Genomic DNA, 15,098 nt, shown 5'->3' on the forward strand with positions numbered 1-15,098 from the left:
GGCGCGGTGCGTGGATACGTCAGCCGCGGCGGACGCTCACTCTTGGGGCGGCGGCGTCTTCGGCCGGAACTCGCACAGCGGCTCGATCGCGCAGTGCCAGCATTCCGGCCGGCGGGCCTTGCATACGTAGCGCCCGTGCAGGATCAGCCAGTGATGCGCATCCTGCAGGAATTCCTTCGGCGTGAACTTCTCGAGCGCGGCCTCGACGGCCCGCACGTCCTTGCCCGGCGCGAGGCCGGTGCGATTCGCGACGCGGAAGATATGCGTGTCGACCGCGATCGTCGGCTGGCCGAACGCGGTGTTCAGCACGACGTTCGCGGTCTTGCGGCCGACGCCCGGCAAGCCTTCGAGCGCTTCGCGATCGGCCGGCACCTCGCCGTCGTAGCGCTCGAGCAGGATCCGGCACGTCGCGACCACGTTCTTCGCCTTGGTGCGATACAGGCCGATCGTCTTGATGTACTCGGTGACGCCTTCCTCGCCGAGCGCGACGATTTGTCGCGGGGTGTTCGCGACCGGGAACATTTTCCGCATCGCCTTGTTGACCGACACGTCGGTGGCCTGCGCGGACAGCATCACGGCGATCAGCAGCTCGAACGGCGTCGAGTATTCGAGCTCGGTGGTCGGATGCGGATTGAGGCTCTGCAGCGTTTCGTAGATCGCGCGTCGTTTGCTGGCGTTCATGGAGCGTTCTGGTCGGGCGGCGCGGGCGGGCCGCCCGGTTCGTCGTTGTCTGTGTCGTTCGGTTCGTCGCTGCCGCTCGCGGCCGCCGTTTCGGCGTCGCGCCGCGCCTGCTGTTCGGCGAGCCGCTTGCGGCGTGCCTCGGCCGCGTCGATCTGTGCCTGGACGGCCGCGCTCACGCCTTCCGTGTTCTTCGGCCCGGCGCCTTGCCCGGACAGTTCTTCCTTTTTCTTGCGCGCGCGTTCGAGCGCGGCGGCGATGATCGCGCGTTTCTTCGCTTCGGCGTCGTCGGCCGGAGCGGCGGCCGGCGCGCCCGGCTGCGAACCGGGCTGCGCGGCCGAGGGCTCCGCGGCCGACTTCGCGGTACTGGCCGCGCGGCGGGCGGCGGCGCGTGCTTCGGCGGCCTCGCGTTCGCGGCGCTGGCGCGCGAGCCGCAGGTCGTGGCGTTCGCGCGCGGCGTCGGCCTGTTCCTGCGACCACGCATCCCAGCCGGTGCGATCGCCGGTCACCGGCAGCATCGCGATGCAGTCGACCGGGCACGGCGGCACGCACAGGTCGCAGCCCGTGCACAGCGACGCCACGATAGTGTGCATCTGCTTCGGCGCGCCGACGATCGCGTCGACCGGGCACGCCTGCATGCACAGCGTGCAGCCGATGCACAGGTTTTCGTCGATGAACGCGATCGCGCGCGGATGCTCGCTGCCGTTGACGGGATTCAGCGGAATCACCGGCTTGCCGAGCAGGCTCGCGAGGCGGGCGATGCCTTCGGCGCCGCCGGGCGGGCACTGGTTGTAGTTCGCGTCGCCGGCGGCGATCGCCTCGGCGTACGGACGGCAGCCGTTATAGCCGCACTTCGTGCATTGCGTCTGGGGAAGCAGATCTTCGATGCGATCCGCGAGTGTTTTGGAATCGGTCACGGTGACAACAGGCTGACAACAGGCGCAGCGGCGCCGAATGGCTCTCGGCCGCGTCGGGCTCGGCCGGAAAGGTTTGCCAAAGCTCGATTATCGCCGATTTCCCGCATTGCGCCGGACGCCGTCTATGCGCATAATCGAACCGCTTTTTTGCAGGGGCTCAGCAGGAGGGCGGCCGCCCGCGGCGCGCCCGTTCCAGGGCGGCCGGCGCCGAGGCGGTGGGGTGCCGGTCCGAATCAAGCGGCTCACATAGCAAAGCGCCACCATGAATCAGCCAAAAATCAAAAGAGATCCTGAAGGCACGCGGCGCCGCATCCTGATGGCGGCAGCCGAAGAGTTCGCGAATGGAGGGCTGTTCGGCGCGCGCGTCGATCAGATCGCGCGCCGGGCCGAAACGAACGAGCGCATGCTCTATTACTACTTCGGCAGCAAGGAGCAGCTCTTCACGGCGGTGCTCGAACACGCGTTCTCCGCGCTGACGGAGGCCGAGCGGGTGCTGGATCTCGACGGCGTCGCGCCGGTCGAAGCCGTCACGCGGCTCGCGCATTTCGTGTGGGACTACTACCGCGACCATCCGGAGCTGCTCCGGCTCATCAACAACGAGAACCTGCACGAGGCGCGCTATCTGCACAAGTCGACGCGGATCCGCGAGATGATGTCGCCGATCGTCGCGAAGCTCGGCAACGTGCTGATGCGCGGCCAGAAGGCCGGGCTGTTCCGCGGCGACGTCGATCCGCTGCGCTTCTACGTGACGCTGTCGGGGCTCGGCTACTACATCGTGTCGAACCGCTTCACGCTCGCCGCGACGCTCGGCCGCGATTTCACCGACACCGACGAGCGCGCGGAGATGGTCCGGATGAACACCGAGGTGCTGCTCGCGTATCTGCTGCGGCGCTGACGCAACGAGTGGGCGAGCCGATGAGCCGCCCGTTCGCGGCCGCGGCCGGATAAAAAAACGCCGCCGTTGCGCGAAGCAACGGCGGCGTTTTTGCGTCGGAACGCGGCGCGTCAGGCGGCCTTGCGGGCCCGCACGGTTTTGGCGCGCGGGCTGCCTGCCGCGCGTTTCGCGGCGGGCGCGGCCTTCGCGGCGGGCGTCCGGGCGGGCGCGACCGTCACGGCCGGCGTCTTCGCGCGCGTGCGTTTCGCGGCGGTGGCGCGCACCGCGGTTTCCGGCTCCGGCTTGGCGGCCGGCACGACGCCGATCGTGGTCGCATCCTGCGCATCGACGGGCAACTTCGTCGCGCCGTGCTTCGGTTCCGGCGCATGCTCGCGAATGAAGTCGCGCAGTTGCGGATAGATGATCGTGCGCCAGCGGCGGCCCGAGAAGATCCCGTAGTGGCCGCACTTCTCGGCGGTCAGGCTGCGGCGATCGTCCTGCGGGATGCCCGTGCACAGCTCGTGCGCGACGTGCGTCTGGCCGCTGCCCGAGATGTCGTCGAGTTCGCCCTCGATCGTCATCAGCGCGGTGTGCTTGATGTCCTGCGGCCGCACGCGCTCGCCCTCGACGTCCCACGTGCCTTCCGCGAGCCGGAATTCCTGGAACACGACGCGGATTGTCTCGAGGTAATACTCGGCGGCCATGTCGAGCACCGCGTTGTATTCGTCGTAGAAACGGCGGTGCGCTTCGGCGTCGTCCTCGTCGCCGCGCAGCAGGCTCTGGTAGAAGTCCCAGTGCGATTGCGCGTGGCGCTCCGGGTTCATCGCGACGAAGCCCGTGTGCTGAAGGAAGCCCGGATACACCTGGCGGCCTTCGCCCGGATAGTTCGCGGGCACCGTGTGGATCACGTTGTTCTCGAACCACGCGGTCGAGTGTTGCGTGGCCAACGAGTTCACCGACGTCGGGCTGCGGCGCGCGTCGATCGGGCCGCCCATCATCGTCATCGTGAGCGGCGTGTCCTCGCCGCGGCTCGCCATCAGCGAAATCGCCGCGAGCACCGGCACCGTCGGCTGGCATACCGAGATTACGTGCAGGTTGCGCGCGCCGATATGGCGGATGAACTCCTGGATGTACGCGATGTAGTCGTGCAGGTGGAACGGGCCGACTTCGACCGGCACCATCCGCGCGTCGATCCAGTCGGTGATGTAGACCTTGTGATCCTGCAGCAGCGTGCGCACCGTGTCGCGCAGCAGCGTCGAATGGTGACCCGACAGCGGCGCGCAGACCAGCACGACCGGTTCGTCCTTCAGTTGCGTGACGGCGTCGGCATCGTCCGAATAGCGCTTGAAGCGCAGCAGCCGGCAGAACGGCTTCTCGATGATCGTCTGCTCGACGATCGGGATGTTGTGGCCGTCCTTGACGATCTGATGAATGTTGAATTCCGGCTTTTCGTAATCCTTGCCGAGCCGATACATCAGTTCATAGGCGGCCGCCATCCGCGGCGCGCCGGGCATCAGCGAGAACGGGCTGGAAGGATTCGCGAACGACTTCGACGCGGCCTGGGCCCAGGCCGTGAGCGGGCTCAGCATCGCCCGCTGGAATTCGTGCAGTTGGTAAAGCATGCAGGCTACTCCCGCGTGGGGGGACGGTGCGCAAGGGCGGCGTGTGGCGTCGCGGCGTGCCGTGTGGGTCAGCGGCCGGCCATGTTGCATTGCAGCCGGACAATCTCGCCGATCATATCGGACAACGATCGGTGGTGCAATGCAACATTTCCCCGGGTTTTCATCATGGTGTTGCGATTTGACGATCTCTGAACAAGGCCGCCTGCGCTGCTCAGCGGCCGGTGGCCACGGCCGGCGCGGGCTGGCCGGCCGCGCGCGCCATCGCTTCTTCGTGGTGCATCAGGTTCATCGCGGTGTGCACGAGCGCCACGTGGGAGAACGCCTGCGGGAAATTGCCGACGAGCCGCCCGGCCACCGGGTCGTACTCTTCGGCGAGCAGCCCGAGGTCGTTCGACAGCGCGAGCAGGCGGCTGAACAGCCGATGCGCGTCGTCGATCCGGCCGAGCAGCGCGTAGCTGTCGACCAGCCAGAAGCTGCACGCGAGAAACGTGCCTTCGCCCGGCGGCAGGCCGTCGTCGTATTCGGTCGTGCGGTAGCGCATCACGAGCCCGTCGTGCAGCAATTCCCGTTCGATCGCTTCGACCGTGCCGACGATGCGCGGGTCTTCCGGCGGCAGGAAGCCGAGCTGCGGCAGCAGCAGCACGCTCGCGTCGAGCTCGTCGCTGCCGTAGCTCTGCGCGAACGCCTGCTTGCCTTCGTGCCACGCGTTCGCGCAGACGTCCGCATGGATCCGCTCGCGCAGCGCGCGCCAGCGGTCGAGCGAGCCGGGCAGCCGGAACATTTCCGCCGACTTGATCGCGCGGTCGAACGCGACCCACGCCATCACCTTCGAGAACGTGAAATGGCGGCGGCCGCCGCGCGTTTCCCAGATCCCTTCGTCGGGTTCCTGCCAGATCTTCTCGAGGTGGTCGAGCAGCGCGCACTGCACGGACCAGACCGTGTCGTCGGCCTGCAGGCCGCCCACGCGCGCGAGGTGCAGCGCGGCCATCACCTCGCCGAACACGTCGAGCTGGAGCTGGTTCGCGGCGCCGTTGCCGACGCGCACCGGCAGCGAGTCCTGGTAGCCGGGCAGCCAGTCGAGTTCCATCTCCGGCAGCCGGCGCTCGCCGGCGATCCCGTACATGATCTGGATCTGCTCGGGCGAGCCGGCCATCACGCGGCCGAGCCACGTGCGCCACGCGCGCGCCTCGTCGTAGTAGCCGCCGCGCATCAGCGCGAGCAGCGTGATCGTCGCGTCGCGCAGCCAGCAGTAGCGGTAGTCCCAGTTGCGGTTGCCGCCGATCTTCTCGGGCAGCGACGTGGTCGGCGCGGCGACGATGCCGCCGGTGGGCTCGTACGCGAGCGCCTTCAGCGTGATCAGCGAGCGGCGCACGGCGGCCGCGTAGCGGCCCTGCACCTGGCAGCGGCCCGACCATTCGAGCCAGTAGTTCTCGGTGCGCGCGAGCATCGACAGCGGATCGCGCGCCGGCGGCAGCCGCATGTGCGACGCCGCGTAGCCGAGCGAGAACGGCACGCGCTCGTCGGCGCTCACCGTGAATTCCGCGAGCGTATGGAGGTTCTTGCCGGTGAGCGGCACCGGCGTGCGCAGCACGACGGTATCGGGGCCGGCGATGGCCTTCATGCCGTCCTCGCGGGTCAGTTGCGTGACCCACGGAATCGAGAAGCCGTAGTCGAAGCGCAACACGAGCTCCATGCGCATCTTCATCGTGCCGTGGCGGCCGACGACGATGCGCACCAGTTCGGACCAGCCGTTGCCGGGCGGCATGAAGTCGATCACGGTGACGGCGCCGTCGGCGCTTTCGTAATCGGTTTCGAGAATCAGCGTATCGCCGCGATAGCGGCGTGTCGTGTGCGTGATCGCGGCGTCGGCGGCCGGAGCAAGCAGCCAGCGGCCGTGCTCTGGCGTGCCGAGCAGCGCCGCGAAGCAGGCGCCCGAATCGAAGCGGGGCCAGCACAGCCAGTCGACGGAGCCGTCTTTTGCGATCAGCGCGGCCGTATGGCCGTCGCCGACGAGGGCGTAGTCTTCGATCAGGGCGGGCATGGGCAGGCGATCCTTGGGTATTCGAGTTTCACAATGCGGACGTCGGCGGCCCGGACTTCACGCCCGGGCGCCGCGCCCCGTATACTCGGCCGGGCGGCGGAGCGCATGAACGGCCGGCGTTTCGTCCTATCTCAACACTTGAAGCGACTCGATGCAAGGAGGATTCAATGCCCAACCGTTTACGGGAGCGTGACGCACGCGCTTCGACACGAGGGTTCCCGCTTAGGTTCGCTCACTGGATGAAAGGTTTCGCGATCGTGCTGTCCCTGTCCGCGACCCACGCATTCGCGCAGCAATCGTCCGCCCCGGCCGACGGCGTCTACAACCTGCTCGTCGGCACCTATACGGGCGGCGGCAGCGACGGGATCTACGTGTACCGCTTCGATACCAAGACCGGCAGCGTCGCGCCGGTATCGTCGGCGAAGACCGTGAATCCGTCGTATCTGTTGCCTAGCCGCGACGGTCGCACCGTCTACGCGGTCAACGAGCTGCCCGGCGACGACGGTCCCGCGACGCAGCGCGGCGGCGTCAGCGCGTTCCGCTTCGACGCGAAGACGGGCGCGTTGAGCTTCATCGATCGCGTATCGTCGGAAGGGAACGACCCCTGCTATCTCGCGCTGTCGCCGGACGGCAAGTATCTCGTGACCGCCAATTACTCGGTCGCGGCCGATCCGGGCGGCAGCTTCGCGGTGTTCCCGCTGCGCGACGACGGCGCGGTCGGCCAGGCCGTGCTGACCGTTCATCACGAAGGCACCGGGCCCGTGAAGGGCCGCCAGGACGGCGCGCACGTGCATTCGACGGTGTTTTCGCCGGACGGCCGCTACCTGTTCGTGCAGGATCTCGGTACGGACAAGATCTACGGCTACCGCTACACGGTGGACGGCAGCCGCGGGCTGATCAGCCCGACCGACACGCGCTACACGCCGGTGAAAGCCGGCTCCGGCCCGCGTCACATGGTGTTCGGCGCCGACGGCCGCTTCGCATACGTGACGAGCGAGCTCAACGCGTCGGTCGAGGTGTTCGGCTATCACGACGGCAAGCTGACGCCGGTCCAGACGGTGCCGATGACGGCGCCGGGCTTCAAGGGCAAGGTCGGCGGCGGCGCGATCCACCTGTCGCCGGACGGCCGCTTCCTGTATGCGAGCAACCGCGGCGACGCGAACGACCTGGTGATCTACGCGGTGAACCAGGCCGACGGCCGGCTGAAGCGTGTCGGCCGCCAGTCGAGCCTCGGCAAGACGCCGCGCGAATTCCTGATCGATCCGACCGGCAAGTGGCTGATCGTCGGCAACCAGGACAGCGACACGTTCTACGTGTTCAGTCGCGACGTCGAAACGGGGCAGCTCGGCGCGAATCCGCAGAAGGTCGCGGTCGGCAAGCCGGTGGATTTCAAGCTGGTGCCGGTCGCGCAGTAAATCGCGGCCGATTCCCGGTCGATGCAGGAAGGGCGCTGCCGAGGCAGCGCCCTTCGTATTGGGGGCAGCCGCTTGCGCGGCGCGCCCGTATCGACGAGTCGCGGCCGGCGGGCCGCCGGCCTCAGTCGGCCGCGGCCGGCACGAGCACCTCGCGGCTGCCGTTGATGCCCATCGCCGACACGAGGCCCGCGGCTTCCATCTGCTCGACGAGCCGCGCCGCGCGGTTGTAGCCGATGCGCAACTGCCGCTGCACCGACGAGATCGACGCGCGCCGCGTGCGCACGACGAACGCGACGGCTTCGTCGTACAGCGGATCGGCTTCCGCATCCGGCGCATCGCCGAACAGGTCCTGCGTCGCGCCGTCGGCGGCCGGGCCGTCGAGAATCCCTTCCTCGTACTGCGGTTCGCCGAACTGCTTCAGATATTCGACGATCCGGTGCACTTCCTCGTCGGCGACGAACGCGCCGTGCACGCGCTGCGGATAACCGGTGCCCGGCGGCAGGAACAGCATGTCGCCCATCCCGAGCAGCGACTCGGCGCCCATCTGGTCGAGGATCGTGCGCGAGTCGATCTTCGACGACACCTGGAACGCGACACGCGTCGGGATGTTCGCCTTGATGAGGCCCGTGATCACGTCGACGGACGGCCGCTGCGTCGCGAGGATCAGGTGGATGCCGGCCGCGCGCGCCTTTTGCGCGAGGCGGGCGATCAGCTCCTCGATCTTCTTGCCGGCGACCATCATCAGGTCGGCCAGCTCGTCGATCACGACGACGATCAGCGGCAGCGTCGACAGCGGCTCCGGATCCTCGGGCGTCAGCGAGAACGGGTTGCCGATCTTCTTTTCCTTCGCTTGCGCGTCGCGGATCTTCTGGTTGAAGCCCGCGAGGTTGCGCACGCCGACGGCCGACATCAGCCGGTAGCGCTTCTCCATTTCGCCGACGCACCAGTTCAGCGCGTTCGCCGCGAGCTTCATGTCGGTGACGACCGGCGCGAGCAGGTGCGGGATGCCTTCGTAGACCGACAGCTCGAGCATCTTCGGGTCGATCATGATGAGCCGGACGTCTTCCGGCGTCGCCTTGTACAGCAGCGACAGGATCATCGCGTTGATCGCCACAGACTTGCCCGAGCCCGTCGTGCCGGCCACGAGCATGTGCGGCGCCTTCGCGAGATCGGTGACGACCGGGTGGCCGGTGATGTCCTTGCCCATCGCGATCGTCAGTTGCGACGGCGAATGCTGGTACTGGCGCGATTCGAGGATCTCCGACAGGCGGATCATCTGGCGCTTCGCGTTCGGCAGTTCGAGGCCCATGCAGGTCTTGCCGGGGATCGTCTCGACGACGCGGATCGACGTGAGGCCGAGGCCGCGCGACAGGTCCTTCATCAGCCCGACGATCTGGCTGCCGCGCACGCCGAGCGCCGGTTCGATCTCGAAGCGCGTGATCACGGGGCCGGCCGACGCGCCGACCACCGTCACCGGCACCTTGAATTCCTGCAGCCGCTGTTCGATCACCTGCGCGGTTTGCGCGAGGTGCTCCTCGGTGATCGTTTCGACGTCGTCGGACGCGGGCTCGAGCAGGTCGAGCGTCGGCAGTTCGACGTTGAACGACGCCGGTGCGTGGAATTCGAACGCGTTCGGGCGCGGCTGAGGGGCGGGGGGCGCGGCCGGGGCCGGTTCGGGCGGCTCGGTCGCGTCGGTGGCCGGTGCGCCGATCGGCGGGATCGCGACGGGCGGCGGCGCGGAAATGACGGTTCCCGGCGTGGCCGGGAGCGCCGCGCCGGGAACGGTTGCTGTGGGCGGTGCAGCGGTCGGCGTTGCGGTCACGTCATGCGACATGGGCCAGCTTGCCGACGAGGCGGCAGGCGCGGGCGGTGTCGTGAACGTCCGGGTTGCGACTGCGGCAGGGATGGCCGCGATCGACGGAGCCTGCGTCGCAGCGGCCGCACCGAGGGCCGTCGGCGATCCGGCCGCAGCGGCAGGCGCGGCTGCGCTCGGGTAAGCCGGAGTCGCGGCGGTCGTGGTCGGCGGCGCGATCGTACCGGAGGACGGTGACGCCGTGGCCGACGCGGCGGGCGACACGGGCAGGCCGATTGCCGGCTGCGGAGCGACTGCGCCCGATGAGCTTGATGTCGTGAAGGTCGTCGGGCCGATCGACGTGGTTGCCGTGTCGGTGGACAACGTCGATGCCGGCGCGGAAGACGGTGCAGCGATGGGCGCGGACGTGAAAGTCGCGAGTGTCGCGGTGGCCGGCGCCGGTGTTGCGGGCGCTTGCCCGGTCGAACCGAACGTCGAGCCCGGCGTGCCGGTCGTCGACGGCATCCCGGCGCGCGCATCGGTCGATGCGGACGTCGAAGCGAGGGGAGGCGAGCCGTAAGTCATGCTCGCGACACCGGCAGGTGGTGCCGATGCGGCCGAAGTAACGGGCGGCGCCGATGCGGCCGGTTGCGACAGCGAAGCGGACGCGGTGCCGGTTACGCCGACCGGCGAAACGGCGGCGACGGGCGCGATGCTCGATGCGGAGGCGGTCGAATCAGGCGCCGTGCCGACTTGCGACGATGTAGCGACGGCCGAAGCCGTCGATGCCGCGGCAAACGGTTGAACCGTCGGCGATTTCGGCAATTCCGCGGCGACGGTCGTCGGTATCGCGGCCGGCTGCATCGTCGGCGGCGTCCAGTATGTAGCGGGCGTCGCGCGTTGAGCGACGGCCGGCAGCGGTGCGGCGGGTTCCGCGTCAACCGGCTGCGCAGCGTTCGGTGCGATCCGCGACCCGGCCGGTGCGGACGTTGCCGCAATCGACGTGGTCTCCGAAAGCGCGCGCGCCGACGTTCCCGCCATCGACGAAGAGGGGAGGGCGGCGAACGGAGCGATGCTGTCGGCCGGTTTCACGTCGGCGTGTGCGTCGGCAACCCCTTGACGCAAATAAGCCGGTGCAGCGCGATCCATTGCAGGCGCCGGGTGCGCGTCGTCCTTGCCGTCGATATCGACGGACCCGGTCGGCTCGCTGGTGCCGACGTCGCGAACGACTGCATCGCGTGCCGGCGCGAACGCCGAATGAGCGGATTCCGATCCCGCGGTGTGCGCCAGCGACTCGGCGATCGGGTTTTGGGTCGACACGTCGAGCACAGAAACCGGCGGGCTGACGACGTCTTCCCAAGGCGCGAGATCGATGGCTGCGTCGCTCGACGGTGCGGCGGCGCGTCCGAATGCCGGCGCGGCCGGCGCTTCGTCGACCGGAGGAATCTCGTCGTCGGCGCGATGCGAGACCGCGGCCTCGTCGATGCCGGCATTCGACCGTGCGTGCGGTTCGGCGTTATCGAAGGCAGGAGTGAGCCCATCGCCGACCGGAGCCTGCGCGATGCCGGATGCCGCCGGCATGAAGGCGTCGAGCACGATCGGTGCGTCGTCGTACGCGGGCGCGGCAGCGGGTTCGGCCGAAACATTGGCGTCCCGGGTTGCGACGCCCTGCGCTACGGAGGCGAACGTATTCGACGCGGCCGCCGATGCCGGCGCGGCGACGCCGCCTGCTGCCGCGGCTACGCCACCGGCTGCGGTCGCCGTTTGCGTTGCATCGCCCGACTGCGCGCCGCCCAGCGTTGCCCATTGCGCGGTGCTGGCCTCGATCGAGCGCAGCGTGTCGTGAACGCTCGGCGCGGGCGTAATCGGCGCGGCCGGCTTCTCGTTCCACGCATAGAGCGGCGCGCGGGCCGGCGCGGGCGGCGCCGGGCGGCGTCGTGCCGCGTCCGGCGACAGGCCGGCTGCCGTCGTGCCCGCGACCGGGCGCACCGGCGGACGCTGCGGCTGCGTGGCAGCCGGTCGTGGCGTGACCGTGGCGCGCGGCGTCGTCTGCGTCAGCGCGGCGGTGGCCGGCCGCGCGACGGTCGGACGCGGCCGGACGGGTTCGAATCCGGCCGGAAGCGGAGCCGGCGCGGGGCGCGGCATTTGCGCGTTCGCCGCGGCGCGCGCGAGGCTGGCGGTGCTGCCGGTGGTCGGCGGCGGCATCGCGCTGGCCGGAATCGGCGCGGGCGCCGCTGGCGTGCGCTGCGGCGTGGCCGGCTTCAGCCAGCCCGACGGCGCGACGGGTTCCGCAAGCGGGCGCGGCGGTGTCTTGCCGCGCGGCTTCGGTCGCGCCTGCGGATCGGGTTTCCACACGGTCGGACGCGAATACCGGCCATTCTGGCGCGGCGCCATCGAATTGACGGTGTGTGCGGTGGTCGGCTGTACGACGTCGTCGTCGCGATGCAGCGCGCTGCGCGGCAGGTCGGCGATTCCGCGCGCGTCGTCGTCGCCGCCGTCGCGCGACAGCTTGACGCCGAACGACGTGTCGACCCACGCGGCGAACTGCCGCCAGCCGATGCCGGACAGCCACGGCAAGCCGGCGAAGAACAGCACGACCATCGCGACAGGCGTGCCGATCGGGCCGAGCACGTGGGCGAAGCCGGCCGAGAACGCATGGCCGAGCGCGTTCGTGTCGGGGCCCGACAGCGGGCTCGTCAGCGTGCAACTGGCGACGGATACCGCGACGAAGCCGAGCCACAGGCGGATCGAGCCGCGGCCGGCAAGCCCGCCGCCGCCGGGCAGCATCGCCTGCACGAGACGCCAGAAGAGAAGGAGGAACCAGACGGCGGAGATGCCGAACCAGCCGAAAACAACCGTGTGCATGCTTTGAAACAGGAGTGGGGAGGGGCGCGCGGGGCGCGACCCGCCGAGTTTAACCGGCCGGCGAACAAGACTCTAACGCGGCGTGATTCCGATTCACGCCGCACGACGCACGTGGATGGCACATGCGCGTGGCGCGCCACGCGAAGGCGGTCGGTCGGCCTTCGCGTGCGCCGTGCATCAGGGGCTCCGGTGCGTGAACGTCAGCGTTGCGCCGGCCTGGGTCACGATCTGCAATTGCTGGGGCGCGCGCATCTGCACGCCGGTCTTCTCGATGTGGGCGAGCGCGTCGAGGTACGCGGCTTCGAGCTGGCCGCCGAGCGTGTTCGGGCAGGCCATCCGCGTGCCGGCGAGCGGGCCGAAGCTCAGCAGGCCGTTCTTGATCGCGTAGGTGCCCATGTAGCGGTTGCAGCCCGAGAACCCGCTCGCGCGCCGGATGCCCGAGTCGGTCGACAGCGCGAGCTTGATCGGCTCGCCGTTGTCGCCGTGCGGGATCGCGCGTTGCGTGCCGTCGGCGTTCACCCAACTGGTGAGTTCCCAGCTCGTGTCGTCGAGCAGCTGGACGGCGGCCGGGTTGTACGGGTCGGGTGCGGGGGCGGCGGAATCGGGATGGGTGGGCATCGCGCAGGCGGCGAGAAGCGTGGCAAGCGTCAACGCGCAGAGCGGCGCGCGCAACGGGCGAAGCAGGCCGGTGCGTGCGCGTGCGGCGGCGGACAGGTGGGACATGAGCCTCGTTCCTCTTCGGATTCTGATCAAGGCGTAAGAGTAACGCACCCGCCCCGCGACAGGCGAGCCGACACTTCGCGCGCGAAAACGTTCGCGGGCCGCCCACGGGCCTCGCGCGATTGCGGCCAAACCGCCCAAACCGGCTCCGATGCCCGTGTTAACATCGAAGCCGTTTTCGTCCTCCAACAGAACCAGCGGGAAATCACATGCAGATCGGTCAGCGGCTCGGTACGCCGCTTTCACCCTCGGCCACGCGCGTCATGCTGCTCGGCGCGGGCGAGCTCGGCAAGGAAGTCATCATCGCGTTGCAGCGTCTCGGCGTCGAAGTCATCGCGGTCGATCGCTATCCGGATGCGCCGGGCCATCAGGTCGCGCATCGCGCGCACGTGATCGACATGACCGATTCGGCCGCGCTGCGGGCCGTCGTCGAGGCCGAGCGCCCGCACCTGATCGTTCCCGAGATCGAGGCGATCGCCACCGACGCGCTCGCGGCGATCGAGGCGGCCGGCCTCGCCGAGGTGATCCCGACCGCGCGCGCGACGCAACTCACGATGAATCGCGAAGGGATCCGCCGGCTCGCGGCCGAGGAACTCGACCTGCCGACTTCCCCGTACGCGTTCGCCGATTCGTTCGACGCCTTCCGCGCGGCCGTCGCGAAGATCGGCATGCCGTGCGTCGTGAAGCCCGTGATGTCGTCGTCGGGCAAGGGGCAGTCGGTCGTGAAGACCGACGCCGACGTGAAACCCGCGTGGGACTACGCGATGGCGGGCGGGCGCGTGAACCACGGCCGCGTGATCGTCGAGGGCTTCGTCGATTTCGACTACGAGATCACGCAGCTGACCGTGCGCGCGATCGACCCGGCGACGCTCGACACGCGCACCTATTTCTGCGAGCCGGTCGGCCACGTGCAAGTGGCGGGCGACTACGTCGAATCATGGCAGCCGCAGCCGATGAGCGCGGCGGCGCTCGAGAAATCGCGCGAAATCGCGCACAAGGTGACCGAGGCGCTCGGCGGGCGCGGGTTGTTCGGCGTCGAGCTGTTCGTGCGCGGCGACGACGTGTGGTTCTCCGAGGTGAGCCCGCGGCCCCACGATACGGGCCTCGTCACGCTCGCGTCGCAGCGCCAGTCGGAATTCGAGCTGCATGCGCGGGCGATTCTCGGGTTGCCGGTCGATCCGGCGCTCGGCACGCCGGCTGCGTCGGCGGTGATCTACGGCGGGCTCGACGAGCGCGGGATCGCGTTCGAAGGCGTACGCGACGCGCTCGCCGTGCCGGGCGCGGACCTGCGCCTGTTCGGCAAGCCGGAAAGTTTTGCGAAGCGGCGCATGGGCGTCGCGCTGGCGACCGGCGCGACCGTCGACGAAGCCCGCGAACGCGCGAAGCGCGCGGCCGCGGCTGTGCGGCCCGTGTCGGCGCGCTGACGGAACGAGGAGACGACGATGGCGTCGAGGTGGTCGCGTATCGGAAAGCTGGGCGCCGTGCTGGCGCTCGTCGCGAGTCTCGCGGGCTGCGGCCTCGCGGCCGCGCCGTGCCGGGTGGCGTCGGCTGGGCTCAAGATCGTGCCGCTCGTCGGCCATGTCGCCGCGGCGCCGACCGATGCGTGCGCGGACGTGATCGACCCCTGATTCCGGCAGCCGGCGCGATTGCCCGCCGGCCTCATAAACAATAACCGCGCGCCCTTCGACGGCGCGCTTCCACCGTCTCGTGAGAGGACCTGCATGATTCGCCGAACCCTCGCCGCGCTTGCGCTCGCCGGCAGCGCCGTTTCCGCCGCGCATGCCGCGCAACTGACCGTCGAAGAAATCGACGCCGACGCGCGCCAGCCCACCGTCTACCAGTGCGCGAACCACAAGGCGCCGGTACGCGTGTCGTACTGGCTCGCGGGCAACGGCCAGAGCTTCGCGCTCGTGCCGGTCGACGGCAAGCAGATGCTGTTCGTCGACACGGTGTCGGGGTCGGGCGCGCGCTATCAGGCCGGCCGCTATACGTGGTGGACGAAGGGCAAGGAGGCGACGCTGCGCGACGAGATCGCCGACCCGAAGTCGCCGCCGCTGCTGGCCGACTGCGTGCAGGTCGAGAAGAAAAAGAAGAAGGGCTGAGCGGCGCGGGCGGCGCCTATACGGCCGGGTCGACCGGCTGCGTCGGGTTGAACGCCCGATACGCGCGGCTGG

11 protein-coding genes are annotated in these 15,098 nt (G+C 69.4%); 5 read left to right on the plus strand and 6 right to left on the minus strand.

Annotated elements, in window-relative coordinates:
* Positions 1-36 precede the first annotated feature (36 nt).
* Together nth and rsxB are read right to left on the minus strand one after the other, a co-directional pair.
* Positions 37-681, minus strand: coding sequence for an endonuclease III (gene nth, locus QZM72_RS28095; protein ID WP_089468082.1), 645 nt, complete (start codon positions 679-681; stop codon positions 37-39).
* On the minus strand, positions 678-1,595 hold the full coding sequence (gene rsxB, locus QZM72_RS28100; RefSeq protein ID WP_301739723.1) for an electron transport complex subunit RsxB: 918 nt from the start codon (positions 1,593-1,595) through the stop codon (positions 678-680). The genes nth and rsxB overlap by 4 nt, the downstream gene beginning before the upstream one ends.
* A 262-nt stretch (positions 1,596-1,857) precedes the next feature.
* Between rsxB and QZM72_RS28105 the strand changes: the two genes are divergently transcribed.
* Complete coding sequence (locus QZM72_RS28105; RefSeq protein ID WP_006478198.1) at positions 1,858-2,490, plus strand: TetR family transcriptional regulator; 633 nt, start codon at positions 1,858-1,860, stop codon at positions 2,488-2,490.
* A gap of 110 nt (positions 2,491-2,600) precedes the next feature.
* Here the strand turns inward: QZM72_RS28105 and QZM72_RS28110 are convergent, their stop codons facing one another.
* Positions 2,601-4,091, minus strand: a complete 1,491-nt coding sequence (locus QZM72_RS28110; RefSeq protein ID WP_089468079.1) for a polyhydroxyalkanoate depolymerase — start codon at positions 4,089-4,091, stop codon at positions 2,601-2,603.
* Between the two features lie 211 nt (positions 4,092-4,302).
* Positions 4,303-6,132, minus strand: coding sequence for a glycoside hydrolase family 15 protein (locus QZM72_RS28115; protein WP_089468078.1), 1,830 nt, complete (start codon positions 6,130-6,132; stop codon positions 4,303-4,305).
* Between the two features lie 167 nt (positions 6,133-6,299).
* On the opposite strand from QZM72_RS28115, the gene QZM72_RS28120 reads away from it, so the two are divergent.
* Positions 6,300-7,547 carry a lactonase family protein gene (locus QZM72_RS28120; RefSeq protein ID WP_301739724.1) on the plus strand — a complete coding sequence of 416 codons (1,248 nt, stop codon included), beginning with the start codon at positions 6,300-6,302 and terminating at the stop codon, positions 7,545-7,547.
* A 121-nt stretch (positions 7,548-7,668) separates the two neighbouring features.
* Here QZM72_RS28120 and QZM72_RS28125 read toward each other — a convergent pair whose 3' ends face one another.
* Together QZM72_RS28125 and QZM72_RS28130 are read right to left on the minus strand one after the other, a co-directional pair.
* Positions 7,669-12,204 (minus strand): DNA translocase FtsK, encoded by a 4,536-nt coding sequence (locus QZM72_RS28125; RefSeq protein WP_301739725.1) that lies wholly within the window; start codon positions 12,202-12,204, stop codon positions 7,669-7,671.
* Between the two features lie 177 nt (positions 12,205-12,381).
* On the minus strand, positions 12,382-12,927 hold the full coding sequence (locus QZM72_RS28130; protein WP_089468075.1) for an META domain-containing protein: 546 nt from the start codon (positions 12,925-12,927) through the stop codon (positions 12,382-12,384).
* 206 nt (positions 12,928-13,133) lie between these two features.
* Between QZM72_RS28130 and purT the strand changes: the two genes are divergently transcribed.
* The 3 genes from purT (at position 13,134) to QZM72_RS28145 (ending at position 15,026) form a co-directional block, all read left to right on the plus strand.
* Positions 13,134-14,348: a formate-dependent phosphoribosylglycinamide formyltransferase gene (gene purT, locus QZM72_RS28135; protein ID WP_301739726.1), complete on the plus strand. Its 1,215-nt coding sequence runs from the start codon at positions 13,134-13,136 to the stop codon at positions 14,346-14,348.
* 18 nt (positions 14,349-14,366) lie between these two features.
* Positions 14,367-14,552 (plus strand): DUF6726 family protein, encoded by a 186-nt coding sequence (locus tag QZM72_RS28140; protein WP_089468073.1) that lies wholly within the window; start codon positions 14,367-14,369, stop codon positions 14,550-14,552.
* Between the two features lie 93 nt (positions 14,553-14,645).
* Entirely contained in the window at positions 14,646-15,026 is a 381-nt protein-coding gene (locus tag QZM72_RS28145) for an MliC family protein (RefSeq protein WP_301739727.1), read from the plus strand.
* Positions 15,027-15,098 lie beyond the last annotated feature (72 nt).

This window comes from Burkholderia sp. AU45388, assembly GCF_030481585.1.
Classification (GTDB): domain Bacteria; phylum Pseudomonadota; class Gammaproteobacteria; order Burkholderiales; family Burkholderiaceae; genus Burkholderia; species Burkholderia sola.

Excerpts from the sequence above, each read along its gene's own strand:
- nth (WP_089468082.1), bottom strand. The coding sequence starts at position 681 with ATGAACGCCAGCAAACGACGCGCGATCTACGAAACGCTGCAGAGCCTC.
- QZM72_RS28105 (WP_006478198.1), top strand. The coding sequence starts at position 1,858 with ATGAATCAGCCAAAAATCAAAAGAGATCCTGAAGGCACGCGGCGCCGC.
- QZM72_RS28110 (WP_089468079.1), bottom strand. The coding sequence starts at position 4,091 with ATGCTTTACCAACTGCACGAATTCCAGCGGGCGATGCTGAGCCCGCTC.
- QZM72_RS28115 (WP_089468078.1), bottom strand. The coding sequence starts at position 6,132 with ATGCCCGCCCTGATCGAAGACTACGCCCTCGTCGGCGACGGCCATACG.
- QZM72_RS28120 (WP_301739724.1), top strand. The coding sequence starts at position 6,300 with ATGCCCAACCGTTTACGGGAGCGTGACGCACGCGCTTCGACACGAGGG.
- QZM72_RS28125 (WP_301739725.1), bottom strand. The coding sequence starts at position 12,204 with ATGCACACGGTTGTTTTCGGCTGGTTCGGCATCTCCGCCGTCTGGTTC.
- QZM72_RS28130 (WP_089468075.1), bottom strand. The coding sequence starts at position 12,927 with ATGTCCCACCTGTCCGCCGCCGCACGCGCACGCACCGGCCTGCTTCGC.
- purT (WP_301739726.1), top strand. The coding sequence starts at position 13,134 with ATGCAGATCGGTCAGCGGCTCGGTACGCCGCTTTCACCCTCGGCCACG.
- QZM72_RS28140 (WP_089468073.1), top strand. The coding sequence starts at position 14,367 with ATGGCGTCGAGGTGGTCGCGTATCGGAAAGCTGGGCGCCGTGCTGGCG.
- QZM72_RS28145 (WP_301739727.1), top strand. The coding sequence starts at position 14,646 with ATGATTCGCCGAACCCTCGCCGCGCTTGCGCTCGCCGGCAGCGCCGTT.